This window comes from Parabacteroides faecis (assembly GCF_014647375.1).
Classification (GTDB): domain Bacteria; phylum Bacteroidota; class Bacteroidia; order Bacteroidales; family Tannerellaceae; genus Parabacteroides; species Parabacteroides faecis.
In genome coordinates this window covers 1-25,547 of sequence record NZ_BMPB01000003.1, presented here as the reverse complement: position 1 = coordinate 25,547, position 25,547 = coordinate 1, and the positions used below count along the sequence as shown (strand labels likewise).

The window sequence follows — 25,547 nt, the reverse complement described above, 5'->3', positions numbered from 1 at the left end:
AATGGTCAGAAATGGGAGAGGAGGAGTAGGATTACTCCTCCTTTTTTCATAAAAAGAGCCCCTTTATGTGATTTTGTATGCGAATTAAAGATATTTGTGTTCTTTCTGTACCGGATTGTCTTTATATTTGTGTGAATAATGAATTTGATGATTTGGCTAAATTTAAACTTGTGATATATCAACTAAAAATAAGTAAAACATGAATAAGAAAAGTGTATTGGCTCTTGCTTTGGTCACGATGATGGCCTGGGTAGGGAAGCCTGCTATGGCAGCTACCGGTACGGGTGCCTTCGATCCGGTAGAGTATGCAATGCCGTTGATGGGAACTCAATCGAGTTTCGAGCTGTCGACAGGAAATACCTATCCGGCTATTGCGCGTCCCTGGGGTATGAATTTCTGGACGCCACAGACCGGAAAGATGGGAGACGGATGGCAGTATGTCTATACGGCAAATAAAATTCGTGGTTTCAAGCAAACCCATCAGCCAAGCCCGTGGATCAACGATTACGGACAGTTCGCAATTATGCCGGTGGTAGGTACTCCGGAGTTCGATCAGGATAAACGTGCCAGCTGGTTCTCTCATAAGAGCGAGGTGGCTAAACCTTATTATTATAAAGCCTATCTGGCTGACCATGATGTGATAACCGAACTGACGCCGACCGACCGTGCAGCACTGTTCCGTTTCACTTTCCCGGAAAACGACCATTCCTACATTGTTGTCGATGCACTGGATAATGGATCTTATATCAAAGTCATCCCGGAAGAAAACAAGATCATCGGCTACTCGACCAAGAATAGCGGTGGTGTTCCCGAGAACTTCAAGAACTATTTCATTATCGAGTTCGATAAACCTTTCACTTACGAAGCCACTTTCGCCGATAATTCTTTGAAAGAAGGCGCGAAAGAACAGACTTCGAGCCATGTGGGAGCTGTGATCGGTTTCAAGACAAAGAAGGGAGAAATCGTTCATGCCAAAGTCGCATCTTCTTTTATCAGCTTCGACCAGGCTGCCATCAATATGAAAGAGTTGGGTAACGATAATTTCGATACCCTGGTTTCCAAAGGCAAACAAGCCTGGAACGATGTGCTGGGTAAGATCGAAGTGGAAGGCGGTACGTTAGACCAGTATCGTACATTCTATTCCTGCATGTACCGTTCCCTGCTGTTCCCTCGTAAGTTCTACGAAATCGATGCAGCCGGAAATGTCGTTCACTACAGTCCGTATAACGGCGAAGTACTACCGGGATATATGTTTACGGATACCGGTTTCTGGGATACCTTCCGTGCCCTGTTCCCATTCCTGAACCTGATGTATCCGTCAATGAACAAGGAGATGCAGGAAGGTTTGATCAATACATATAAGGAAAGCGGCTTCTTCCCGGAATGGGCAAGTCCGGGACATCGTGGTTGCATGGTAGGTAACAACTCGGCTTCCATCCTGGTCGACGCTTATATGAAAGGTGTGAAAGTGGATGATCTGGAAACCCTGTACAAAGGTTTGATCCACGGTACGGAGAATGTACATCCGACTGTTTCTTCAACCGGCCGTCTGGGACATGAATATTATAACAAACTGGGTTATGTTCCTTACGACGTGAAGATCAATGAGAATGCAGCCCGTACGCTGGAATATGCTTATAACGACTGGTGTATCTACCAGATCGCTAAAGAACTGGGCCGTCCGAAAAAGGAACTCGACCTGTATGCAAAGCGTGCTATGAACTATAAGAACCTGTATGATAAGGAAACCAAACTGATGCGTGGTAAGAACGCCGACGGTAAATTCCAGTCACCGTTCTCTCCGTTGAAATGGGGTGATGCCTTTACGGAAGGAAACAGCTGGCATTACACCTGGTCTGTTTTCCATGATCCTCAGGGACTGATCGACTTGATGGGAGGAAAAGATTCTTTCGTTATGATGCTCGATTCCGTATTTGCCGTTCCGCCATTGTTCGACGATAGCTATTATGGCCAGGTGATCCACGAGATCCGTGAAATGCAGATCATGAACATGGGTAACTATGCTCATGGAAACCAGCCGATCCAGCATATGATCTACCTGTATAACTATGCCGGACAGCCCTGGAAAGCTCAGTACTGGCTGCGTGAAGTGATGAACAAGATGTACACCCCGACACCGGACGGGTATTGTGGTGACGAAGATAACGGCCAGACTTCTGCCTGGTATGTATTCTCTGCTCTTGGTTTCTATCCGGTTGCTCCGGGTACGACCCAATATGTGTTAGGTGCTCCGTTGTTCAAGAAGGCCACTTTACATTTCGAGAACGGCAAGAACCTGGTGATCAATGCTCCCGATAACAGCGACAAGAATATCTATATCGAATCGATGTCGTTCAACGGCGTGAACTATACAAAGAATTATCTCGATCATAACGAACTGCTGAAAGGTGGTGTGCTCGATATCAAGATGGGCGACAAGCCGAATCTGAACCGGGGCGTTAACCCGGAAGATCTTCCTTATTCATTCTCTGTAGATGAAAAAAAGAAGAAATAACAATATATTAATTATAATATGAATGTGAAAAAACAATGGATGATGTCAGGCCTGGTTGTGTGCCTGACATCTTTCGTATTCTCTTGCCAGACGACAGAGAAGACGGCAACGGAGACGGATTACGTTTCTTATGTAGATCCTTATATCGGATCAGGTGAACACGGTCATGTATTTGTCGGGGCGAACGTCCCGTTCGGAGCCGTGCAGATCGGCCCGCAGAACATCCATAAAGGATGGGACTGGTGTTCGGGGTATCATTATTCGGATAGTGTATTGATCGGTTTTAGCCATACCCATCTGAGCGGAACCGGATGTGCCGACCTGGGGGATATCCTGGTCATGCCTTTTACCGGCAAGGTCCGTACGGCACGTGGTGAACAGGATAACATTGAAGGAGCTTGTTCCTCTTACTACCGGCATGAAAACGAATCGGTAAGTCCCGGTTATTACTCTTTACTTTTAGACAATGGCGTTCATGTCGAACTGACAGCTACCGAACGTGTCGCTATGCATCGCTATGCTTTCCCGCAGAACGAACCGGCTCATTTGCTGATCAACCTGAAAGAAGGGAACGGCGACCGTGCGTACGATACATATCTGAAGAAGATCGATGACTATACGGTAGAAGGCTATCGCTTCTCGCATGGCTGGAGTCCGCAGCATAAAGTCTTCTTTACCATGAAATTCGACCAGCCTGTCGCTTCACTCGAAGTATTCAATGACGACGAACCGGCAGGTACCGACGAGTTGACCGGCGAAAAGGTGAAAGGTGTCGTTTCTTTCAAAGAAGGCACCAAAGATGTGCAGGCGAAAGTAGCCATCTCTTCCGTCAGTTGTGAGAATGCGTTGAAGAATATGCAGGCGGAATTGTCACATTGGAATTTTGACCAGGTACACCAGGAAGCTGTCTCCAAATGGAATGACCAACTGGCTTGTGTGGTGGTTGATACCCCCGACGAGCGTGCTAAGAAGATTTTCTATACAGCCGTTTATCATACATTCATTGCTCCGACATTATATTGCGATGTGAACGGGGAGTTTCGCGGACAGGACGACAAAGTCTATACAGATACAAACTGGACGAATTATTCCACTTTCTCTTTGTGGGATACTTACCGTACATTGAATCCCTTGTATACTATCATCGCACCGGAGAAGGTGGACGATATCGTCAATTCCTTCCTGAGTATCTACGACCAGCAGGGCAAACTTCCTATCTGGCATCTGGTAGGAGGCGAAACCAACTGTATGCCGGGATATAGCTCCGTACCTGTTATTGCCGATGCTTATCTGAAAGGCTTTAACGGTTTCGATGCGGAACGCGCTTTTCAGACAATGAAAGGTACTGCGACTTACGAGAAACAAAACGGTGTCCCTTACGTGCTTGAAAAAGGATATATCCCTTGTGATAAAGTCCATGAAGCCACTTCCATTGCTATGGAATATGCGGCAGACGACTGGGGTACAGCACTGATGGCTAAGAAAATGGGTAAGCAGGAGGATTATGAGAATTTCCTGAAACGTGGTAAATATTATGCTCAGTATTATGACCGGGACATTAACTTTGTCCGTCCTAAGATGGATGACGGCAGTTGGCGTACACCGTACGATCCGTTCCGCTCTATTCATGGAGTGGGAGACTTTACGGAAGGTACAGGATGGCAATATACATTCTTCGTACCCCAGCATCCGGAAGGTATGATCGAAATACTGGGAGGCGATGCTGCTTTCATAACCAAGCTCGATTCGTTGTTCGTTGTTGAAGGCGATATGGGAGAGGGCGCATCCAGCGATATCAGCGGTCTGATCGGCCAGTATGCACATGGCAACGAACCGAGTCATCATGTTGCTTACCTGTACCCTTATGCCGGCGAACAGTGGAAGACAGCCGAGAAGGTACGTTATATCCAGGATGAATTCTATACGGATCAGCCGGAAGGGATCATCGGAAACGAAGACTGCGGACAGATGTCAGCCTGGCATGTGATGTCTGCTCTGGGATTCTATCAGGTAAATCCTTCAAACGGCGTGTTTGTCTTCGGCAGTCCGTTGTTCGGTAAGGCCTCCGTTCGTTTAAAAGACGGAAAGACATTTGATGTGGTTGCACAGAACAACAGCAAGGATAATATCTATATCCAGTCTGTTACACTGAACGGCCAGTCGTATGATAAGTCATACATTTTGTATGACGATATTATGAAAGGCGGTAATTTGACGTTTGTCATGGGAAATACTCCGAACAAACAGTTCGGGGCAGCACCTGAGAACCGTCCGAAGTCAGCTGAATAAACAATTATAAATTATAGCAGAAAAATGATTAAAAGATTCAAGACACCCGTAGCCTTTTTGGCTTCCATCTTTTTACTGGCCTCTTGTGCCTCCGGGGGAGATATGTCTTCCCCGCAAAAAAGCCCGGTGGACTATGTGAACCCTTACATGGGAAATATCAGTCACCTGCTGGTGCCGACCTATCCGACTGTACATCTGCCTAACAGTATGCTTCGCGTATATCCGGAGCGTGCCGACTTTACCGGCGACCTGTTGAGCGGACTGCCTGTTATCGTGACCAGCCACCGCGGTAGTTCCGCTTTCAACCTGAGTCCGTACCAGGGAGAGGAATCCGGACTGAAACCGGTTATCAACTACAGCTACGATCAGGAAAAGATCTATCCTTATCGCTATCAGGTATATCTGGACGACAACAATATCGACGTAGATTTTGCCCCGTCTCACCAGAGTGCCGTTTATGGTATTACGTTTGAAGGCGAAGGTCCTGCCTACCTGATCTTCAACAGCCGTAACGGACAGTTGAAGACCGACGGTAAGAACATCAGCGGTTACCAGTTCGTCGACCGGAAAACAAAAGTATACCTTTATGCAGAAACCGACAAGACACCGCAGAAATCCGGCGTATTGAGCGACAACACTGTGAAGTACGGCGAAACATCAGTAGAAGGAAAAGACGCTGCTCTTGTCCTCTCTTATGGAAATGATGTAAAGAAGCTGGGTGTACGTTACGGTATCTCATTTATCAGCGAAGAACAGGCTAAGAAGAACCTGGAACGTGAGATTGCCGCCTATGATGTCGATGTGGTTGCCAAGATCGCCCGTAACGACTGGAACGATGCCCTCGGCAAGATACAGGCTCAAGGCGGAACGGAAGACGACAAGGTGGTATTCTACACCTCCCTGTACCGTTGCTACGAACGTCCGGTCAACCTGAGTGAAGACGGACGCTATTACAGTGCTTTCGACGGCCAGGTACATGAAGACGGAGGTCGTCCTTTCTATACCGACGACTGGATTTGGGATACATACCGTGCAACCCACCCATTGCGTATCCTGATCGATAACGAACGTGAAAGCGATATCATCAACTCCTTCCTGCTGATGGCAGAACAGATGGGTACGAACTGGATGCCGACCTTCCCGGAAGTTACCGGCGATTCGCGTCGTATGAACTCCAACCATGCCGTAGCCACCGTGATCGATGCCTGGAAGAAAGGTTTACGCGGCTTCGACCTGGAAAAGGCTTATATTGCCTCAAAGAAAGGTATCGAAGAGAAAACACTGATCCCCTGGTCGGCTGCACCTGCCGGATGGTTGGATGATTTCTATAAGGAACACGGTTATATCCCGGCATTGAAACCAGGCGAAAAAGAGACTGTAGCCAATGTTTCTCCCTGGGAAAAACGCCAGCCGGTAGCTGTTACCTTAGGTACGGCTTACGACCAGTGGTGTCTTTCACAGATCGCAGCCGAACTGGGTAAGACTGACGAAGCTAAACATTACCTGCGCGAATCGTACAACTATCGTAACCTGTTCAACCCCGATACCCGTTTCTTCCATCCGAAGGATAAGGACGGCAAATTCATCGAGCCGATGGATTACCGTTACGATGGTGGCCTGGGTGCACGCGATTACTACGACGAGAATAACGGATATGTATACCGTTGGGATGTACAGCATAATATCGGCGACCTGATCTCTATGATCGGTGGAGACAAAGCCTTCACTTCGGCTCTCGATTCTATGTTCAACGAACCGCTGGGTATGTCTAAATGGAGTTTTTACTCCTTCCTTCCCGACCATACTGGTAATGTGGGTATGTTCTCGATGGCGAACGAACCGAGTTTGCATATCCCGTATCTGTACAACTACGCCGGTCAGCCCTGGAAGACACAGAAACGTATCCGTACGTTGTTGAACCAGTGGTTCCGTAACGACGTGATGGGTGTTCCTGGTGATGAAGACGGTGGTGGTATGTCTGCTTTCGTTGTCTTCAGTCAGATGGGATTCTATCCGGTTACTCCCGGTTCGCCTACATATAATATAGGTAGCCCGGTATTTACGGATGTGAAGGTCGACCTGGGTAATGGCAATACATTCGAGGTCAAAGCAAATAATGCTTCTCCTGAAAACAAATACGTACAGTCTGCCCGCCTGAACGGTGAAGTGTTGAACCAACCGTGGTTCCAGCACAGCGACATCGCCCAGGGCGGTCTGCTGGAACTGGAGATGGGGCCGAAAGCCAATAAGACATGGGGAACAAAGACTCCTCCGCCTTCAGCTGCTCCGATGCCTCAATAATGACTTCTTTTTTCGTGTTTGATCCGGAAAATACTTAAAAACAAAATCAGCAAAGTAGTATAGATAGTAGCTACTTTGCTGATTTTTTATAATGGATAAGTTACAATTTATCAATTTCTTCGACTGACAGACCTGTACATTGGGCAATTGTTTCGATATTAATTCCCTTCTTTTTGAAATTAGCAGCAATAAGGCGTTGTTCTTCTGCTTTTCCTTCAACTTTTCCTTTTTCTACCCCTTTCTCCATGCCATCATCAAAACTGGTATCGAGTGCAGCGGAAAGGTCACGTTCTACAGAGAGGCTCAGTTCATATTCCAGTCGTTGATCAGGAGTCATTCTTTCTACTTCCACAATACTTTTCAGTTTGCGGAATATCTGATTATTCAGTTCTTCAGGTAATCGTTCCATGATCTCGATATTATTTAATACATATAACCACTTCTTATAAAGCGTATCACACTCATGCAAAGGTAATACAAATTTCGGCATTTCCAGATAGATTTCATTAAGCGTTTCACTGAAAGGAATCTTCAGTTCCCGATCCATGCGTACAATATCCCAACGGTATTTCTCCGAACGTGATGGTTCCATGATATAGTTTAGTACGCAAATGACATATACTTTACTTATGTGATAGTTCCACCGTTTGCGAATCCTTTCATCCGGTTCCTTCTCCAACTTCTCTTTTACGATCATGGATTGTTGTTGGATAGCAAATGATGCATAATACAGCACTCTGTCGGAGAAGTATTTCTGTCGGCTTTTTTGCATTTCAACAATAAAAACTTCTCCCTTTTCATTTTCGCAGAAAATATCGAACACGGCACGCCGTTGGTCTTGTTTCAGACCAAGCATCTCTACATTGCGAAAGGTGATGTCTACGATTACTTCTTGTTGAATGACTTCATTAAGGAAACTGATGATAAGATCTTTACTTACTTCACTGCCAAAAATCTTTTTCCAGCCGTAGTCTGAGAATGGATTAACAAATTTGTTCATAATCAATTGTTTTAGTTACCTCTGTAAATAGAGTTTCAGCAAATGTATGCAATTATTCTTTAATACACGGTGTAAAAATAGAATTGTTTTTGTATCTATATATATAAATTAAGAAATAAGACTGAATAATTGATTGAATTGAAGTGAAATGACTAGGAAAAACGATCGTTTTTTCTAGTCATTTATTTGTGTGCAAAAGTATTCTTTATAATCCAATAATCAAAGTGTTTTCAGAATAATTATTCTCTTAAATATCAATATGCTGTCTTTGAATTTAGCAAAATATCTGTTAATCAGCAATTAACGATTTTAAACAGAAAAAGAGTGACTAGAAAAAACGATCGTTTTTTCTAGTCACTCTTTTTCTTATGTATGCTTTGAAAAATAAGCTTTAAGTGTTAGTCTCATTTTGGGACTGACGAACATTTTTGTGAAATATGGCTAGTATTAATGTGTTGAAAATCAACGATCTTATCATTCTGTTCTCGAAGCAAAAATACTTTAATCGCTGGATAATCTTTTTTATAGACCTATTTTTCTCAGTTTTATCTACTTTTTTAGTTTTTGCGACCCTTGGCAATATTTTGAAAATAAATCTGCCGATACATGAGTTTATTTATATAAACCTCTTTGCTATCGTTTGCAGTACAATCAGTTTTCTTTCCTGCCAGACTTATAAAGGTATTATTCGTCATTCAACTTTTACAGAAACGGGGCGTATTGCTATTGCCTCTTTTGTGAAAGTTGCTTTGATGACTTCTGCTCTTTCCTGTTTTATCCACTCGTTATCTTTTCTACAAATCTTTTTAGGGGGGGGGCTTGACCTATTCCTGACTTTCTTCGTTTTGACGATATTTCGTGCTTTATTAATAATAATGTATAGCATGATAGTCAAAAGTGTGGCTTCCAATAACGAAAAGCTGTTAATTTACAAGGAAGAAGACGCTGTCTCTAATTCGCCTGCGATTTCTCTTTGGAAACAATCTGATAATTATCAGATCGAAGGATATATACGAATAGGAAAAAGAAGTAAGATCCGCATAGGAGGATGTCCGGTCTATTCGGTAAAGGATCAGTTGGAATTTAATGGTTTGGTAAACCGAAAAGGTATCAAGGCTATTTTGTTTACCGACTATCATGCAGTAAAAGCAGAAAGTGAACGCCTGGTTCGTTATTGTGAGCGGAAAAAGGTTCGTATGTTGATGCTTCCTACCGTGGATGAGTTAAAAGGGGGGACAGTCAATTTACGAAATCTACCGGAGGTCCGTATCGAAGATCTGTTAGGACGTGATGAAATTAATATTAATCTGAAAGAGATTGCAGATGAATTAGGGGGTAAAGTCGTTATGGTTACAGGTGCTGCCGGATCTATCGGTAGTGAGCTTTGTCGACAACTTTGTACATTTGGTTTGAAGCAACTGATCTTGTTTGACAGTGCCGAGACACCTATGCATACCATCCGTCTGGAGTTGGAAGACCGATTCCCGGATGTTGTTTTCACTCCGATTATGGGTGATGTCCGGATGCTAGCCCGTGTAGAAAGTGTTTTTAAAAGTTTCCATCCCCAATATGTCTTTCATGCAGCAGCCTATAAACATGTCCCTCTGATGGAGGAAAATCCTTGTGAAGCTGTACATACCAATGTCCAGGGAACCCGTAATATGGCTGACATGTCCGTAAAATATGGAACAGATAAATTTATTATGATCTCTACCGATAAGGCAGTCAATCCAACCAATGTGATGGGGGCTTCCAAACGCCTGGCAGAGATCTATGTGCAAAGCCTGAGTATTGCGATAAGCAAAGGATTACACCCGGGAAAAACCCGTTTTATCACTACCCGCTTTGGTAATGTATTAGGTAGTAACGGTTCTGTTATTCCTCGTTTCCGTGAACAGCTGGCGAAAGGCGGCCCTTTAACAGTCACCCATCCTGATATTATCCGTTATTTCATGACGATCCCTGAAGCCTGTCGTCTTGTTTTGGAAGCAGCTTTTATGGGAAAAGGAAATGAGATTTTCGTATTTGATATGGGTACTCCAGTAAAGATTGCCGACCTAGCACGTCGAATGATAGAATTGGCTGGTCTTATTCCCGAAAAAGATATCGAAATAAAATATACCGGCCTTCGCCCGGGTGAGAAGTTGTATGAAGAGTTGCTGGCAACCAAAGAAAATACTCTTCCTACAAACAATACTAAAATCTTTCATGCGAAAGTGAGGGAATATAATTTTACTGATATATCAACTATCGTTTCGCATTTGGTAAATTTGGCTATTCGAGTAGAAAAGTTGGAAACAGTGAAAGTGATGAAATCGATTGTGCCGGAGTTCATGAGTAAGAATTCGGAGTACGAAAAACTGGATAAATAATTCTAATAATGAATATTGCAATTGTAGGAACAGGCTATGTAGGCCTGGTTACAGGTACTTGTTTCTCTGAAATGGGAGTAGATGTGACCTGTGTGGATATCAATGAAGCGAAGATAAAAGCTTTGCAGTCAGGTGTAATGCCAATCTATGAACCAGGCTTAGAAGACTTGGTTAAAAAAAATGTAGAAGCAGGTAGGTTACATTTCACAACTGATTTCACCACTTGTTTAGATAATGTATCTGTTGTTTTCAGTGCTGTAGGAACTCCCCCAGAAGAAGATGGAAGTGCCGATTTGAGATATGTTTTAGATGTGGCACATACAGTTGGTCGTTTCATCAATAAATATACATTACTTGTAACGAAAAGTACGGTTCCGGTTGGAACTGCCCAGAAAGTAAAGGCTGCTATTCAGGAAGAATTAAATAAACGGGGAGTTGCTATACCTTTTGATGTGGCATCTAATCCTGAATTTCTGAAAGAAGGAGCAGCCATTAAAGACTTTATGGCTCCGGACCGGGTGGTGGTCGGAGTTGAAAGTGAACAGGCAAAGAAAATGATGGAGAAATTATATCGTCCTTTCACATTGAATGGCTATCCCATCCTGATCATGGATGTTCCTTCAGCTGAAATGACGAAATATGCAGCAAATGCCATGTTAGCAACCCGTATCAGCTTTATGAACGATATAGCAAATCTCTGTGAACGTATCGGAGCAAATGTAGACAATGTGCGTAAAGGTATGGGGGCGGATTCCCGTATCGGTAGCCGTTTCCTGTATGCCGGTTGTGGGTATGGAGGTTCCTGCTTTCCAAAGGATGTAAAAGCTCTATTGCATACGGGAATAGAAAACGGATACCACATGCGTGTTATAGAAGCTGTAGAATCGGTAAATGAAGAGCAAAAGAATATTGTGTTTGATAAATTGAGTAAGGCTTTTAATGGAGATCTGAAAGGTAAAACTATTGCTATGTGGGGATTGTCTTTTAAACCTGAAACAGACGATATGCGCGAAGCTCCTGCGTTGGTTGTGATTGATAAACTCCTGAAAGCAGGTGCTGTGGTCAATGTATTCGATCCTATAGCTATGGATGAAACAAAGCGTAGGATAGGGGATGTAGTCACTTATTGTAAGGATATGTATGAAGCAGTGATCGATGCAGATGCTATTGCTTTGATGACGGAGTGGAAACAATTCCGTATGCCTAGTTGGGCTATCATCCGTAAAGCCATGAAGAATTACGTGGTTGTGGATGGACGGAATATCTATGATGGTGAAGAATTGAAAGAGTTAGGTTTTATTTATTCGAGAATCGGACAAAAATGAAACGTATATTAGTAACGGGTGGAGCCGGTTTTCTTGGTTCCCATTTATGTGAACGTTTGGTGAAAGAAGGCAATGATGTGATTTGCCTGGATAATTATTTTACCGGAAGTAAGGATAATATTCGTCACCTGTTGCAGTATGACAACTTTGAGTTGGTTCGTCACGATGTAACCTCTCCCTATTATGCTGAGGTCGATGAGATTTATAATTTGGCTTGTCCTGCATCGCCTCCTCATTATCAATATAATGCCATCAAGACAATGAAAACCTCCATTTATGGAGCAATGAATATGTTGGGGTTGGCTAAACGAACTAAAGCAAAGATTCTCCAGGCATCGACCAGCGAAGTGTATGGAGATCCGGCTATTCATCCGCAGGTAGAATCTTATTGGGGAAATGTGAACCCAATTGGAATTCGTAGTTGTTACGATGAAGGCAAACGCGCAGCCGAAACTTTGTTTATGGACTATCATCGTCAGAACGGTGTACGAATTAAAATCATCCGCATCTTCAATACGTATGGTCCACGAATGAATCCGAATGACGGACGTGTCGTTTCTAATTTCATCGTACAAGCGTTAAAAGGTGAAGATATCACAATCTATGGAGATGGAACTCAAACTAGAAGTTTCCAATACATAGACGATTTGATAGAAGCCATGATCCGTATGATGGCTACCGGTGATGACTTTATTGGCCCTATCAATACAGGGAACCCGGGAGAGTTTACGATGTTGGAATTGGTAGAGAAAGTGATAGAGTTGACAAATTCGAAATCAAAGATTGTGTATTATCCGTTACCTGGTGATGATCCGAAACAACGGAAGCCAGATATTACATTGGCGAAAGATAAATTGGATTGGGAACCTATTATCCCATTGGATGAAGGATTGATAAAGACAATTAGATATTTCGAGAATAAAATAAAAGAGTCCCACTTGAAATAATAAATTTATTCCCATTTAAGCTATATGAGTGATTCATTAGAACATCAAGCTGTAAAAGGCGTGATGTGGAGTGCTGTTGAACGGTTTTCCGTACAGGGGATACAGTTTGTACTGACTATCATTATAGCCCGTTTGGTGTTGCCTTCTGATTATGGATTGATAGCAATGCTGAATATCTTTTTGGCTATTGCACAAGTCTTTGTGGACAGTGGTTTCTCCAATGCTTTGATACAGAAGAAGGATCGTACGGAAACTGATTTTTCAACAGTTTTTTATTTTAATAGTCTTATTTCGATAGTCTTTTATTTACTTCTGTATATCAGCGCACCTTACATAGCATCCTTTTATAAGGAACCTGATTTGTCTCCTGTAACACGTTGGATAGGATTGAATATTATTATATCAGGTTTTTCTATTGTCCAACGGGCTAAATTGACAATCAATGTAGACTTTAAAAAACAAGCTAAAGCTTCTTTGACTGCTGTACTGATCAGTGGGATAATAGGAATTTTGCTGGCATATAAGGGCTGGGGTGTGTGGGCATTAGTATTTCAGACTTTATCAAATAGTCTGTTGAATACATTATTATTATGGATATTTGCTAAGTGGGTTCCAAAATGGACATTTTCAAGAGAATCTTTTAGCGTATTATTCTCTTTTGGTTCTAAATTATTGTTGTCAGGATTATTGCATACAATTTATATAAATTTGTACAGCTTAGTAATAGGAAAGCGATATTCTTCTATGGATGTAGGTTTTTATAATAGGGCGTACCAATTTGCCAGTTTTCCTTCTATAAATATAGTGGGGATTATTAATAGAGTAATTTATCCAATACAGTGCGAAATGCAAGATGATGATAAACGCCTTAAAACATCTTTTATCAAGTACTTAAGAATGTCTTGTTTTATTGTATTTCCGTTGATGATTATTGTGGCTACTTTGTCTAAACCATTAATATTATTGTTACTGACAGAGAAATGGCTTCCGGTTGCTGAATTGCTTTCCATATTATGTTTTGCTTATATGTGGTATCCGGTGATGGTTGTCAATAATCAGATATTAAATGTAAAAGGACGTTCTGATTATTTTCTTTATGCAGAGATTCTTAAGAAAGTGATAGCTATTACTATACTGTTTATTACTTTACCTTTTGGAGTTTGGACACTATGTTGGGGAATAGTTGTATATAATTTCTTTGATATGGTAATTATTTTCTATTATTCAAAGAAAGTAATATCTGTAAAATATTTGGAACAAATTCGTAATATAATGCCTTTCTTTTTTATCTCATTGCTAACAGGAGGTGTAGTTTATTTAAGCATACAATTTTTTAAAGGATACTTATTAGAACAATTGACGATAGGCTGCCTTATAGGTTTATTGGTTTACATATTATTTTGTCTTATTTTTAGAATAAGTGAAGTAGATCAGATAGTGTTGAAAATAAAAAATATATATATAGAATGTACAAAGTAACCCTGTCTATGCCGATATATAATGTGGCTCCGTATGTGGAACGTGCTTTACTATCTGCATTGAATCAAACATTTGAAAGTATCGAGTTTTTGTTAGTGGACGATCGAGGGACAGATAATAGTATGGAGATCGTTCGTCGGATCATCAAAGACCATCCGAGAGGGAAAGATGTCCGTATTATAGAGCATCCATATAATGTTGGACTTGGTGCTACTAGAAATACAGCTATAGATAATGCCCAAGGAGAATATTTGTTTTTTATGGATAGCGATGATGAGATCACTCCTGATTGCATACAGGTGTTGTATGATAAGATGATGGAAGAAAAGGTCGATATGGTGGTAGGATCAAGCCAATCCATAAATATGAATGGAATGGTGTCTGAGCAACTACGGTTGGATAATGTAAATAGAAGAGGGGTAGGGATATTAATAAACTATCATTATGTTGAAAATCATATATTTCCTGTATATACATGGAATAAGTTGTATAGTCTATCTTTTTTAAAGGAGAACTGTATACGTTGTATAGCTGGACATAATTGTGAAGATCTATATTTTTCTTTTAATGTAGAAAGATGTGTTCAATCTTTTTCGTACATTAATAATATTACATATTCATATTATATAAGATCTAACTCTTTTATGGATAGGATACAAAGTCATTTATCAATAAGAGAGGTTGGTATGTTGATGGATTTTCTTCTGTATAAAAAATCTTATATAAGAGAGATTAAAGATATAACTCTTCAGGATATTTTATTACATAGTATTTACAGATCTGTTCGAGTTTGGGGTGAATATATTTTATCTTCTGATAAAATGAATATGAATGAGAAGTATAGGGGGATTGTTGGGTTTTATAGCGATATGAAATTCAATAAATATACAACTAATAATAGAATTGAAAAAATTTCCATAGGCTTATATTTTATACATAGATTGTCTGATGTATTGTTGTTTACTGTTTTGGTTATGATGGTTTACATAAAAAAAGCTATAAGATAGGTTTTATGATCTACGTAATAGTTAATGCTTTACTTTATATATTCTTACTATTATTCTATATGTTTAGTCGTGAGAAAAATATTTTAGGTGTTATATTAATTGCGTTATATACTATTGTTGCAATATTTGCGATACCTAGATATTATCTTTCAATAGAATTGTTACATGATGTAGATGATATAACATTAGAACCTTTTATCTATTTATTTATTGTATTTATAATGTTTGTTAGATATTTTGTAAAGGTAGATATACGAAATCTTACAAATATTTACGCGAAAGGACGATGGAAAAAGATGTATTTTTTAATATATGTGTATATCTTATCTACTGTTGTTGTTTTTTATTTGTCTATAAACGATGTTATATCAAATATTTATTCTGGAGAATGGGGGGATATTAAAAAAGCTTCTAGTGAATTAGATGTAGCTTTTAATTATCATTTTTTTCTTGAACAAATTCTTGTTGTTTTTAATTCTCAATCAACTATTTTTATGTCTGTTATATGTTTTTTCATGTTGACAAATAATAAAAGTAAATCTCTATTGTACATATTGTTATTTTGTATGTTTTTTTCGATATCATTATTATCTTTAAAAGGAGGAGGTAGAGGGGTTTTTGTTATTTTTTTTATATCTATAATTACTCCTTATTTATTGTTTAAAAAAAACTTACCATATAAGACTATTAAATTGATAAATAAAATTCTATTTTCTTCCATTTTTATTGCCACTGTTTATTTTTTTACTGTCACTGTTTCTAGATTTGGAGATTTTGATACTTCTTATAATATTTATGAAACATATAATGGACTGACTTCATTGTTAAGTTATATGGGACAGTCTTTTTTATTTTGGAATGTAGGTGTATATCCTATTTCTGAATATGGATATGGAATTTATGGATGTGAATTTTTATATGGAAATGATGCATTTATGAACTTTACATTAGGTACAAGATGGATTACGAAATTTTATACATTTGTTGGTAGTATTTATGTAGATGTAGGTCCTTATATAACTTTTTTTATAGCTCTTATTGTATTTGTTTATTCTTTTATTTTATTGAATATTAAACGTTATAATATTGAGGATGTCTGTTTTTTTACATATGTTTATGTTAAGTTGTTTATAGGGGTTTTTTCTTGGGCAGATAATTATGTGATTGATTATATTATTTGCTTTATTATTTATTTATTCCTAAAAATAAAGATATCTATTTGTGTTAAAAAATGAGTGTTAAAGTATTGATGAATAATGAAAATAATGCGGTGTTTTATTTTATTTTTTCTATGATTGGAAAATGTTGTTTGAGATTTGGTATGACCGTTTCCTATTGACAAAAAATATGATAGGATACAGAGATAAGAAATAACTATATCGTTAATTCATAAATATATGTTGAAATGATAGCTATATTGATGTCCACCTATAATGGAGAGTGCTATTTGAAGGACCAAATAGAATCGATATTAAGCCAAACTTATAAGGATTGGATATTATATATTCGAGATGATGGCTCAACGGATAGGACTATCCGTATAATTAAAACTTATGTTGGTAATTATCCTGATAAAATCATTTATGAATATGATAGATTAGGGAATTTAGGATCAGGACGTTCGTTTATGAAACTGTTATCATCAATTGATTCTGATTATTATATGTTTTGTGACCAAGATGATGTATGGCTTCCTTCTAAGATAGAAAAGACCTATTTGAAAATGAAATCATTAGAGATGAATCATGCTCATAATGCTATTGCAGTATTCACGAATTTGTATATAGTAGATAAGTCTTTAAATATAATATCTGATTCTTTGTGGAAAAGATGTCATAGGAACCCTGAAAATGTATTTGATTTGTATAAATTGATTGTTTATGGATCTCCTTCTTATGGTTGTACTATGATGTTTAATAGGATTACAAAGTCACTACTTTTTCCATATAAAAATTGGAAGTTTCATGATCATTGGACAATATTGATAGTATCTCATTTTGGTTATGCAGGATTTGTGGATGAACCACTTATTTATTATAGACAACATGGAGAGAATGTTGCTGGATTTCAAGATTCTGGATATTCTGTAAAACAAATGTTAAAATGTTTATTATTTGCTCCTATTCGATATGTTAAAGAGTCTTATCTTTATATGAATCATTTCAAAGATTTACCGTTTCCTATTTCTATGTGGACTTTGATGAAATATAAAATAGTCAAATGGGGTAGAATTATATTTGGAATGGGATAAATATTTTATAAATCTAAAACACAAACTTATGGATATAAAAAGAAGGGGTAATATAGCTGTTATTTTTGCTGGAGGTTCTGGTAAACGAATGAATACGGTGTCAAAGCCCAAGCAGTTTTTGGAATTGAGAGGGAAACCTATCATTATCTATACTCTTGAAATTTTTGACAATCATCCTGCTATTGATGGTATTATAGTATCGTGTATAACAGATTGGATACCTTATCTGGAGAAATTGATTCGTAAATTCGAGATAACTAAAGTTTGTTCTATCGTTCCTGGAGGAGATACTGGACAGGATTCTATTTATAAAGGGTTGATGGCTGCGGAAAAACTATTTGCAGAAAATAGTTGCGTATTAATTCATGATGGGGTTAGACCGTTGATTACAGGGCAGACTATTTCTGATAATATAAAAGCCGTGCGTCAATATGGATCGTGTATTACTTGTATTCCTGCGGTCGAAACATTTGTGGTTTCTAAGTCCGAAGGAGAGCTAGAAATACCCTCCAGAAAAGATTCTTTGGTGGCGCGTGCTCCTCAAAGTTTTGTATTGTCTGATGTTTTATTGGCTCATCGTAGAGCATTGCAAGAGGAAAAACATGATTTTGTTGATAGCTGTTCCATGATGAGCGCCTATGGATACAGGCTACATACGATTATAGGTCCGATGGAAAATATAAAAATCACAACACCAACAGATTATTTTATTTTCAAGGCGATGGTGGATGTACATGAGAATCAACAAATCTTTGGCTTTTGATAGATTATGTTTAGTTATAAGAATACGATTATACAAAACGATATGAAGGAGATGATTAATATTCCTATCTCTTGGGATCGTTTGGATGGAAAATATTGTTTGGTGACTGGGGCGAATGGAATGATCGCTACATATTTAATTTATCTATTAATTTCTCTTGTCCGCGAGAAAGGTTTGGATATTCATATTATAGCATTGTCACGAAATCGGAAGAAATCGGAGGAACTATTTGTTGATTTTCTTGATGATTCTCATTTTGAATTATTGATTCAAGATGTATGTGAGCCGATTCGTATTATAAGCCGATTGGATTATATTTTTCATTTTGCAGGAAATGCCAGTCCTTTTTATATAAAAAATGATCCTGTAGGAATCATGAAAAGTAACCTATTGGGGACTATAAATGTATTGGAGTTGGCGCGAGAAAAGGGGGTGGACAGAGTAATATTTGCCTCCACTCGTGAAGTCTATGGTGAGAATAGAAGTGAAACTTCTTTGACGGAAACTTCTTTCGGACATATAGATTGTATGGAGAGTCGTTCATGTTACCCGGAAAGTAAGCGAGCTGCAGAAACTCTATGTAAAAGTTATTTCTTGCAATATGGAATAGGTTTCAATTCTGTACGTATAGCTCATACGTACGGACCGGGTATGAGACTGGATAATGATGGTCGTGTGATGGCGGATTTATTAAGTTTCGTTGTGAAAGGTAATGATGTCGTATTGAAAAGTAAAGGGAAAGCATTGAGAGCATTTTGTTATATTACGGATACTTTATTAGGATTGATGTATGTTCTTTTTTACGGGGAAAACTCTAGTGCATATAATCTGGCAAATGAGACAGAAGAGGTAAGTATCTATTCATTAGCAGAAATGCTTCTTGATCTCAATCCTGGGAAGAGATTACAGATACAGTATGATATCCCAGAAAATAATTCAAATGTTTATTGTGATTATGTTAGAGTTGGATTGGATACTTCAAAATTGGAGAGGTTAGGTTGGAAGCCTTCTATTCCTTTATGTATAGGTATTGAACGAGTAGTAAAATGTTGTAATAATGATCCGGAATGAAAAGAACTTCTGATTATTTAAATGAAATAGCGAGGCAGTCAGATCTTTTTTATGAGTTGACTGATGAAGAAAGAGATGCCTTGAAAAAGTGTCTATTATCCATTTATATCGATGTTAAATCGGTATGTGATAAATATGGTCTGACATTGATGTTAGGTGGAGGATCTGTATTGGGAGCCGTTAGACATAAGGGGTTTATTCCTTGGGACGATGACTTTGATATGATGATGCCAAGGGAGGATTTTGATAAGTTGAAGGAGGTGTTTGAAAAAGAATTATCTGATAAGTATATATTATCGGTTCCTAGATATAGAGGACTTTGTACCTCTCTTTATATGCAAATATTGAAATCGAATACTGTATTGAAAACCCCTTTTAATAAGACTGGATACGATAATGTTTTAGTCGATATTTATGCTATTGAAAAAATGCCTGATATTCTATTGTTAAGAAAACTGAAATGTTTTTTTTTAGATCTATTAAGAATAATATCATTGTCTATATCGGAGTATAAAAATAGAAAGATACGTAGTAAATATTTTAAAAAAGATAGAGTTGCTAGTATTTACTATAAAACAAGATGTATAATAGGTTTTATTTTTTCAGCTTTGGGTCGAGAAAGAATGTATGGTTTTTTTGATAAATTAGCATCATCTAGTACAGGAATGGATTATTGTACGATTCCAACAGGGAGGAGAATGAGTTATGGAGAATGTTTAAAGCGTGAGGTCTTTTTTCCTGTTTCAAAAGGATCCTTTGAGGGGATGGAGGTAAATCTACCTCACAATCCAGATGTTTACTTAAAAAATTTGTATGGTGATTATATGCAAATACCACCAGTAGAGAGGCGGGAACGACATTTTTATACAGGGATTGATTTGAGTTCGGAATTTTTTATTGAGAGAAAGGATGTGTAAAAATGAAACTGAATAGACTAAGAGTTCTCTTATGGGAATTATTTGTTCGCTTCTATCCTTGGTATCTTCGTAAGATATATAAGGTAGATATAGGATATAATGTTCGTATTTCTTGGCGGGCAAGATTAGATCTTTCAATAAATCCTAGTGGAATTCATATAGGTGATAATACGTTGAGGTGGTGTACGTATTCTTTCTCATGACGTGGCAAGAAATATGAAAAAAGATGTTTTTATAGGTGCCAATTGTTTTATAGGAGTAGCTTCTATTATTTTACCTGGTGTACATATTGGTGATAATTGTATAGTCAGTGCGGGTTCTGTTGTGACGAAAGATTTTTCGGAAAATAGTATTATTGCAGGTAATTCAGCAAGAAGGATTAAAGAAAATGCAAAGATGAATGAGTGATAGTTTTTATAGATTAATTTATTGATATTTTATTTCTTTGTAATTATGAATATTTTAATTATTGATGGTGGGCTTCAAGCTCTTTCCGTTGCTCGTTCTTTGAAAAAGGCTGGATATTATGTTTGTGCCATGTTACAAAAGAATGATGTGGCTGTAAGATCAAATTTTATAGATGATATATATATAACGTTTGGAACTTTAGATAAAGCAGAGGATTGTATTCGTTTTTTGTACAGGATTTTGGATAATAAGGAATTTGCTGTTATTATTCCTTTAAGTGATAGGACATCCGATTGGTTAAGCTTATATAAAAAGTATATAGAAAAAACTTATCATTTGAAGTGCGCGATACCAGATTATTGTGTTTTTCAAAAAGCAAATGATAAATGGTTGCTTATGGAATTATGTGAAAATAATAATATACCACATCCAAAAACGAGAATATTGACTTATGATACTTTATTTGAAACTGCTTCTTTTGTTGGTTTTCCGGCCTTAATTAAACCTAATTTATCTGTAGGTGCTAGAGGTATTACATTGGTTAATGATTTTAATGATTTGTGTAATAAATATGGTTTAATATATAATCAATACGGAGAATGTACATTGCAGGAATATATCCAAAATGATGGTTCTCCATATTATAATGTAATGCTTTATAGGAATAAACAAGGCGAAATTATTAATTCTGTAATTATTGAGATAATTCGATATTTTCCTGTAAAAGGAGGAAGTAGTTCATTTTGTAAGACCATAGAATCAAAAAAGTTAGTAGATATTTGTGCTAGAACACTGTCTATATTGAATTGGATAGGATTCGCAGATTTTGATATATTGAAAACGATTGATGGCGACTATAAGATAATAGAGATAAATCCTCGTGTGCCAGCTTCTATTCGAGCCGCAGAAATATCGGGTGTAAATTTTCCTGATATAATCGTGAAAGATATTTTAAATAAAGTATCTGACAAATACCTTTATATTCCCAATAAACAACTCCGTTATTTGGGACTGGATTTTATATGGTTTTTGTCTTCTTCTAAACGTTTTTCGTGTAATCCATCTTGGTTTAGATTTTTCGGTGAGGATTTATATTATCAAGAAAAAGGTGCGATGTTGTTTTCTTTGTTATCTGGATTTTGTAAGATCTGTTCTCCTTCGTTCTTAAAATCAAAATTAGGTTTTTAATATAAAAGGAGTTGTAATATGAATATTTTGACATTTGATATAGAGGATTGGTGGGGGTACGATTATTATAAACTGGGAAATAGGCAAGACTGGAAACCACGATTGGATAAATACCTTCAGGATATTTTGGATTTATTGGATGAAAGAAATATCGAAGCAACTTTCTTTATTTTAGGAGAAGTTGCAGTCTCAAATCCAAGTGTCGTTAGATGCATTGCGGATAGAGGACATCATATAGGATGTCATTCATTTTCCCATACTTTTTGGAAACAACCTACGGAAAAAGAGATTCGGGAAGATACATATAAAGCTTTGAATACGATAGAGGATTGTACCGGTCAAAAAGTGACGGCTTACCGTGCGCCCGCGTTTTCTATCACGAGAGAGAATTGTTGGATTTTGTCTGTTCTTGCAGAGGCTGGTATTTTATATGATTGTTCGATCTTTCCTACCAGTCGCAGTTTTGGTGGTTTCCCGGAGTATAAAAGTAAGTTCCCTGGTAAAATAGAGATAGATGGAGTATCTATCAAAGAGTTTCCGATAGCTCCATCTACAATATGGGGACGTGAAATCGTATATTCAGGGGGAGGTTACTTTCGTCTGTTCCCGTATTTTAAGATAAAGGCTTTGACAGTTGATTCGAATTATGTTATGAGCTATTTTCATATCAAGGATTTTGATAAAGAGCAGAAACGTTTGTTTACGACTTTAGATGGGGAGTCTGCTCTTGCTCGGTATTTTAAGAATTATGTAGGTCTAAATACTTGTTTTAAGAAGTTTACGAAATATATTTATGATTTTGACTTTTGTAGCGTAAAAGAAGCTGATGCTAAAATTAACTGGGATGAATTACCAGTGATTCATATGTAACTCAATAGGTGATGAGCTTAGTGGGTTGATGTAATATTCATTTACCATGTATAAAAACTTTTTTAAGAGAGTGATTGATTTCATCCTCGTATTCTGTGTATTAACTATTATTTGGCCGATATTGCTTCTGATTACCTTTTGGCTACATTTTGCAAACAAGGGGGCTGGTGCTTTCTTTTTACAAGACCGTCCAGGTAAAAAGGGTAAAATATTCAAGGTAATCAAATTCAAAACCATGACGGACGAACGTGATACAGATGGAAATCTTTTACCAGACGAGAAACGTTTGACGAAAGTCGGGAGGTTTGTCCGTTCTACTTCGATCGACGAATTACCGCAATTGATTAATGTTCTTAAAGGTGATATGGCATTAATTGGTCCACGTCCATTGTTGGTGCAGTATCTCCCTCTATATTCAAAAGAGCAGATACGTCGACATGAAGTTCGTCCTGGGATTACAGGTTGGGCGCAAGTTAATGGGCGTAATGCAATTTCGTGGACAAAGAAGTTTGAACTGGATGTTTGGTATGTGGATCATTGCTCTTTTTTACTTGATTTGAAAATTATATTTTTAACGATAAAGAAAGTCTTTGTTCGTGAAGGAATTTCTCAAGAGGGGCAGGCAACGAAGGAATATTTTACAGGTAACAACTAAGCTATGGAGATGAATATACTTATTACTTCCGCAGGAAAACGTGTGGTTCTTACAAAAAAATTTCAAGAAACATTGAAACGGTTTTATTCAGATTCGAAAGTCTTCACCACAGATATGAATCCGGATATGGCTCCCGCAGGGATTATTTCGGATGGATGTTTTGTAGTTCCAAGAGTTACGGCAACGGATTATATAGATAAATTATTGCAAATATGTAAAGGACAAAAGGTAGGCATAATCATACCAACAATTGATACCGAACTTTTGGTCTTGGCAGAGAATAAGGAATTGTTTCAGAAAAACGGAATAGAGCCAATTGTTTCGGACTTAGCTTTTATACAAGCGTGCCGTGATAAACGGAATACAAGTATATTTTTGAGTGAACATGATATACGTGTACCAGCTCCGATTGATAAAAATCATCCTACATTTCCTCTTTTTGCCAAGCCTTATGATGGTTCTTTAAGTAAGGATTTGTATGTAGTAAGAAATAGGGAAGAATTAACACCGGAAATTTTGAATCATCCCAAATTGATCTTTATGGAATACATAGACAAGCGTGAATATAAGGAGTTTACGGTGGATATGTATTATGGCAAAGATAATCGGGTGAAAGCTATTATTCCTCGTGAGCGTGTGGAGATTCGGGCCGGTGAGATAAACAAAGGTTTTACCAGAAAAAATTTTCTAGTCCAGTTCCTAAAAAAACGGTTGGATTATTTATCAGGAGTAATAGGTTGTATTTGTATCCAATTGTTCTACAGGGAATCAGACCACGATGTGGTGGGTATCGAAATAAACCCGCGTTTTGGAGGTGGATATCCGCTTTCTTATTATGCAGGGGCAAACTTTCCGGAATATATTGTTCGGGAATATATACAAGGAGAGAGTTTGGAATATATAGATACTTGGCGTGACAATACGTTGATGTTACGCTACGATAGCGAGGTGATCGTCTATGAAAAATAAAATATTCGTGTTTGACCTGGACGATACATTATATAAAGAGATCGACTTTTTGTATTCGGCTTATCGGGAGATTGCTCGATGGGTCGAGTTGAAATTTTCTTTAAAGGATATCTATTCATTTATGTTGAGGGCTTATGAAAATAAATCGGATGTTTTTTCATTATTGATTAGAACTTATGATTTGCCTCTGACGAAGGATGATTTATTGGATATGTATCGGTTACATTTTCCCGTTATTTGTTTGGATGGTGATACGGAAGGTGTATTGAACGTTTTGAGTTTGAATTATAGGTTAGGTATGATAACGGATGGGCGTTCTATTACACAACGAAATAAATATCGAGCCTTAGAACTTGATCGGTTTATAGATGATAATGATTTGATTATATCAGAAGAATTTGGTTCTGAAAAACTTTCGGAGAAGAATTTTCTATTTTTCCAAGATAAATATATTAATGCCGATTTTTTTTATATAGGTGATAATCTTCGGAAGGATTTTATAACTCCTAATCGTTTAGGTTGGACAACGATTTGTTTATTAGATGATGGGCGGAATATCCACAGTCAGGATTTCTCTTGTCCGGAAATTTATTTACCTCAATTGGCAATAAATACCTTGAAAGATTTATTGTCTTTGCCTGGAAAAAATGAAGATATTTTAATCACAAAAAATAATTATGAATAAGCGAATCTACCTTTCTCTCGCTCACATGTCCGGCCATGAGCAGGACTTCATAAAAGAAGCATTCGACACCAATTGGGTAGTTCCCCTAGGTCCTAACGTAAATGCATTTGAAAAAGAACTAGCGGAATATCTTAAAGAAGGCCGACATATTGTAGCATTATCTTCCGGCACAGCCGCTCTTCACCTGGGTCTTATCGAACTAGGAGTGCAAGCTGGTGATGAAGTTATCTGCCAGTCCTTTACTTTTGCTGCTTCTGCTAATCCGATAGCGTATCAGTCAGCTACTCCGGTCTATGTAGATAGCGAACAGGATACCTGGAACATGAGTCCCTTATTTCTGGAGGAAGCAATCAAAGATCGTTTGCGTAAAACAGGAAAACTTCCGAAAGCAATTATCCCGGTCCATCTATACGGCATGCCTGCAAAAATGGATGAAATTATGGCTATTGCTTCTCATTATGGAATACCTGTCTTGGAAGATGCCGCTGAAGCTTTGGGTTCAGAATATAAAGGACGGAAATGTGGTACTTTCGGA

At 38.0% G+C, this 25,547-nt stretch carries 21 protein-coding genes; 20 read left to right on the top strand and 1 reads right to left on the bottom strand.

Annotation, left to right across the window (positions count from 1 at the left end):
* Positions 1-199: 199 nt before the first annotated feature.
* The 3 genes from IEY67_RS04575 to IEY67_RS04565 are packed head-to-tail and all read left to right on the top strand — an operon-like array spanning position 200 to position 7,105.
* On the top strand, positions 200-2,515 hold the full coding sequence (locus tag IEY67_RS04575; protein WP_122352459.1) for a GH92 family glycosyl hydrolase: 2,316 nt from the start codon (positions 200-202) through the stop codon (positions 2,513-2,515).
* Positions 2,516-2,533: 18 nt separating this feature from the next.
* Positions 2,534-4,804, top strand: coding sequence for a GH92 family glycosyl hydrolase (locus tag IEY67_RS04570; RefSeq protein ID WP_183669523.1), 2,271 nt, complete (start codon positions 2,534-2,536; stop codon positions 4,802-4,804).
* Positions 4,805-4,828: 24 nt separating this feature from the next.
* Positions 4,829-7,105: a GH92 family glycosyl hydrolase gene (locus IEY67_RS04565; protein ID WP_183669525.1), complete on the top strand. Its 2,277-nt coding sequence runs from the start codon at positions 4,829-4,831 to the stop codon at positions 7,103-7,105.
* A gap of 100 nt (positions 7,106-7,205) precedes the next feature.
* On the opposite strand, the gene IEY67_RS04560 is transcribed toward IEY67_RS04565, so the two are convergent.
* Positions 7,206-8,105 carry an Rpn family recombination-promoting nuclease/putative transposase gene (locus IEY67_RS04560; protein ID WP_183669527.1) on the bottom strand — a complete coding sequence of 300 codons (900 nt, stop codon included), beginning with the start codon at positions 8,103-8,105 and terminating at the stop codon, positions 7,206-7,208.
* 437 nt (positions 8,106-8,542) lie between these two features.
* On the opposite strand from IEY67_RS04560, the gene IEY67_RS04555 reads away from it, so the two are divergent.
* The 17 genes from IEY67_RS04555 to IEY67_RS04475 form a co-directional block, all read left to right on the top strand.
* A complete protein-coding gene (locus IEY67_RS04555; protein WP_183669529.1) occupies positions 8,543-10,477 on the top strand; it encodes a UDP-N-acetylglucosamine 4,6-dehydratase family protein in 1,935 nt (644 codons plus the stop codon).
* A gap of 8 nt (positions 10,478-10,485) precedes the next feature.
* Positions 10,486-11,802: a UDP-glucose dehydrogenase family protein gene (locus tag IEY67_RS04550; RefSeq protein ID WP_183669531.1), complete on the top strand. Its 1,317-nt coding sequence runs from the start codon at positions 10,486-10,488 to the stop codon at positions 11,800-11,802.
* Positions 11,799-12,749 (top strand): UDP-glucuronic acid decarboxylase family protein, encoded by a 951-nt coding sequence (locus IEY67_RS04545; RefSeq protein ID WP_183669533.1) that lies wholly within the window; start codon positions 11,799-11,801, stop codon positions 12,747-12,749. The genes IEY67_RS04550 and IEY67_RS04545 overlap by 4 nt, the downstream gene beginning before the upstream one ends.
* A 24-nt stretch (positions 12,750-12,773) precedes the next feature.
* Positions 12,774-14,228 (top strand): lipopolysaccharide biosynthesis protein, encoded by a 1,455-nt coding sequence (locus IEY67_RS04540; RefSeq protein WP_183669535.1) that lies wholly within the window; start codon positions 12,774-12,776, stop codon positions 14,226-14,228.
* Positions 14,216-15,235, top strand: a complete 1,020-nt coding sequence (locus IEY67_RS04535; protein ID WP_183669537.1) for a glycosyltransferase family 2 protein — start codon at positions 14,216-14,218, stop codon at positions 15,233-15,235. Before IEY67_RS04540 ends, IEY67_RS04535 begins: the two co-directional genes overlap by 13 nt.
* Before the next feature lie 5 nt (positions 15,236-15,240).
* On the top strand, positions 15,241-16,470 hold the full coding sequence (locus IEY67_RS04530; protein WP_183669539.1) for an O-antigen polymerase: 1,230 nt from the start codon (positions 15,241-15,243) through the stop codon (positions 16,468-16,470).
* 170 nt (positions 16,471-16,640) lie between these two features.
* The gene (locus tag IEY67_RS04525; RefSeq protein ID WP_183669541.1) at positions 16,641-17,486 is read left to right on the top strand and encodes a glycosyltransferase family 2 protein; all 846 of its coding nucleotides are present in this window, start codon (positions 16,641-16,643) and stop codon (positions 17,484-17,486) included.
* Positions 17,487-17,514: 28 nt separating this feature from the next.
* A complete protein-coding gene (locus tag IEY67_RS04520) occupies positions 17,515-18,249 on the top strand; it encodes an IspD/TarI family cytidylyltransferase (protein WP_183669543.1) in 735 nt (244 codons plus the stop codon).
* A gap of 42 nt (positions 18,250-18,291) precedes the next feature.
* Complete coding sequence (locus IEY67_RS04515; protein WP_183669545.1) at positions 18,292-19,320, top strand: NAD-dependent epimerase/dehydratase family protein; 1,029 nt, start codon at positions 18,292-18,294, stop codon at positions 19,318-19,320.
* Positions 19,317-20,237: a LicD family protein gene (locus tag IEY67_RS04510; protein WP_183669547.1), complete on the top strand. Its 921-nt coding sequence runs from the start codon at positions 19,317-19,319 to the stop codon at positions 20,235-20,237. Before IEY67_RS04515 ends, IEY67_RS04510 begins: the two co-directional genes overlap by 4 nt.
* 216 nt (positions 20,238-20,453) lie before the next feature.
* Positions 20,454-20,645: a DapH/DapD/GlmU-related protein gene (locus IEY67_RS25115; RefSeq protein ID WP_229800954.1), complete on the top strand. Its 192-nt coding sequence runs from the start codon at positions 20,454-20,456 to the stop codon at positions 20,643-20,645.
* A gap of 45 nt (positions 20,646-20,690) precedes the next feature.
* On the top strand, positions 20,691-21,833 hold the full coding sequence (locus tag IEY67_RS04500) for a carboxylate--amine ligase (protein WP_183669549.1): 1,143 nt from the start codon (positions 20,691-20,693) through the stop codon (positions 21,831-21,833).
* An 18-nt stretch (positions 21,834-21,851) separates the two neighbouring features.
* Entirely contained in the window at positions 21,852-22,703 is an 852-nt protein-coding gene (locus IEY67_RS04495) for a polysaccharide deacetylase family protein (RefSeq protein ID WP_183669551.1), read from the top strand.
* A 46-nt stretch (positions 22,704-22,749) separates the two neighbouring features.
* On the top strand, positions 22,750-23,358 hold the full coding sequence (locus tag IEY67_RS04490; protein WP_183669553.1) for a sugar transferase: 609 nt from the start codon (positions 22,750-22,752) through the stop codon (positions 23,356-23,358).
* A 3-nt stretch (positions 23,359-23,361) separates the two neighbouring features.
* The gene (locus IEY67_RS04485) at positions 23,362-24,327 is read left to right on the top strand and encodes an ATP-grasp domain-containing protein (RefSeq protein ID WP_183669555.1); all 966 of its coding nucleotides are present in this window, start codon (positions 23,362-23,364) and stop codon (positions 24,325-24,327) included.
* On the top strand, positions 24,317-25,012 hold the full coding sequence (locus IEY67_RS04480) for an HAD family hydrolase (protein WP_183669557.1): 696 nt from the start codon (positions 24,317-24,319) through the stop codon (positions 25,010-25,012). Before IEY67_RS04485 ends, IEY67_RS04480 begins: the two co-directional genes overlap by 11 nt.
* Positions 25,005-25,547: DegT/DnrJ/EryC1/StrS family aminotransferase (locus tag IEY67_RS04475; protein ID WP_189086819.1), on the top strand; the 543-nt coding region annotated here is incomplete at its 3' end. The genes IEY67_RS04480 and IEY67_RS04475, both read left to right, overlap by 8 nt.

Coding starts and splice junctions, on each gene's coding strand:
- IEY67_RS04575 (WP_122352459.1), top strand. CDS start 200: ATGAATAAGAAAAGTGTATTGGCTCTTGCTTTGGTCACGATGATGGCC.
- IEY67_RS04570 (WP_183669523.1), top strand. CDS start 2,534: ATGAATGTGAAAAAACAATGGATGATGTCAGGCCTGGTTGTGTGCCTG.
- IEY67_RS04565 (WP_183669525.1), top strand. CDS start 4,829: ATGATTAAAAGATTCAAGACACCCGTAGCCTTTTTGGCTTCCATCTTT.
- IEY67_RS04560 (WP_183669527.1), bottom strand. CDS start 8,105: ATGAACAAATTTGTTAATCCATTCTCAGACTACGGCTGGAAAAAGATT.
- IEY67_RS04555 (WP_183669529.1), top strand. CDS start 8,543: ATGGCTAGTATTAATGTGTTGAAAATCAACGATCTTATCATTCTGTTC.
- IEY67_RS04550 (WP_183669531.1), top strand. CDS start 10,486: ATGAATATTGCAATTGTAGGAACAGGCTATGTAGGCCTGGTTACAGGT.
- IEY67_RS04545 (WP_183669533.1), top strand. CDS start 11,799: ATGAAACGTATATTAGTAACGGGTGGAGCCGGTTTTCTTGGTTCCCAT.
- IEY67_RS04540 (WP_183669535.1), top strand. CDS start 12,774: ATGAGTGATTCATTAGAACATCAAGCTGTAAAAGGCGTGATGTGGAGT.
- IEY67_RS04535 (WP_183669537.1), top strand. CDS start 14,216: ATGTACAAAGTAACCCTGTCTATGCCGATATATAATGTGGCTCCGTAT.
- IEY67_RS04530 (WP_183669539.1), top strand. CDS start 15,241: ATGATCTACGTAATAGTTAATGCTTTACTTTATATATTCTTACTATTA.
- IEY67_RS04525 (WP_183669541.1), top strand. CDS start 16,641: ATGATAGCTATATTGATGTCCACCTATAATGGAGAGTGCTATTTGAAG.
- IEY67_RS04520 (WP_183669543.1), top strand. CDS start 17,515: ATGGATATAAAAAGAAGGGGTAATATAGCTGTTATTTTTGCTGGAGGT.
- IEY67_RS04515 (WP_183669545.1), top strand. CDS start 18,292: ATGAAGGAGATGATTAATATTCCTATCTCTTGGGATCGTTTGGATGGA.
- IEY67_RS04510 (WP_183669547.1), top strand. CDS start 19,317: ATGAAAAGAACTTCTGATTATTTAAATGAAATAGCGAGGCAGTCAGAT.
- IEY67_RS25115 (WP_229800954.1), top strand. CDS start 20,454: ATGAAAAAAGATGTTTTTATAGGTGCCAATTGTTTTATAGGAGTAGCT.
- IEY67_RS04500 (WP_183669549.1), top strand. CDS start 20,691: ATGAATATTTTAATTATTGATGGTGGGCTTCAAGCTCTTTCCGTTGCT.
- IEY67_RS04495 (WP_183669551.1), top strand. CDS start 21,852: ATGAATATTTTGACATTTGATATAGAGGATTGGTGGGGGTACGATTAT.
- IEY67_RS04490 (WP_183669553.1), top strand. CDS start 22,750: ATGTATAAAAACTTTTTTAAGAGAGTGATTGATTTCATCCTCGTATTC.
- IEY67_RS04485 (WP_183669555.1), top strand. CDS start 23,362: ATGGAGATGAATATACTTATTACTTCCGCAGGAAAACGTGTGGTTCTT.
- IEY67_RS04480 (WP_183669557.1), top strand. CDS start 24,317: ATGAAAAATAAAATATTCGTGTTTGACCTGGACGATACATTATATAAA.